This is a genomic window from Micrococcus sp. HSID17227, from assembly GCF_003989405.1.
Classification (GTDB): Bacteria; Actinomycetota; Actinomycetes; order Actinomycetales; family Micrococcaceae; genus Micrococcus; species Micrococcus luteus.
Genome location: NZ_RBLN01000487.1, coordinates 1 through 656 on the forward strand (window position 1 = coordinate 1; position 656 = coordinate 656).

1 protein-coding gene is annotated in these 656 nt (G+C 76.5%); it reads left to right on the forward strand.

Annotated elements, in window-relative coordinates:
* Positions 1-74: 74 nt before the first annotated feature.
* A partial coding sequence (locus D8M29_RS12825) for a DUF5998 family protein (protein ID WP_127446057.1) occupies positions 75-656 on the forward strand: 582 nt, incomplete at its 3' end.

Below are 656 nucleotides of genomic sequence, written 5' to 3' on the forward strand. Positions count from 1 at the left end.
CGCTGCGCGGCCGCTGACCGGGCCGTCCACAGCGGGCCCGGACGGCCCGGCACCGGACCCGTAGCATGGGGGACATGAGCCCGTTCCGCAGGAGTCACGAGCCCGGCCGTCCCGACCACCGCCCCGACGCCCCCGAGGCCGAGGGCCGGCAGCGCGAGGCCCGCACCCTGGACGGCAGCGGCGGCCTCGACGCCTCGCTCGTCCGCGCCGGCTTCTACCCGGACCTCGTGGCGCACGCCATCGCCGTCGAGCTCGAAGGCCGCACCCCGGACGCGCACCTCGTCCACGTGGACACGCACTTCGACTACGAGGAGATCCACCGGCACATCACGGCCCTCGTGCTCGCCGGGGACACCCTGCTGGCCGTCCACCTCGACGACCACGCCGCCGACCCGGCCGGCCAGGCGGTCCTCGCCCAGGTCTCCACCGAGATGGTCCCGGTCCGCGCCCTCGGCTCCGTGGTCCTGACCACCGGCCACGCCGACCCCGCCCGCTTCCGGCCGTCCGACCCCGTGGCCGAGATGACCCTCGGGCTGATGTGGGCCGGCGGCCAGCGCCTGGACCTGCAGCCCGCCGGCTGCGCCGACCCCCAGTGCGACCTCGACCACGGCTACACCGGCACCGCCACCCGCGAGGACCTCGTGATCCGCGTCGCC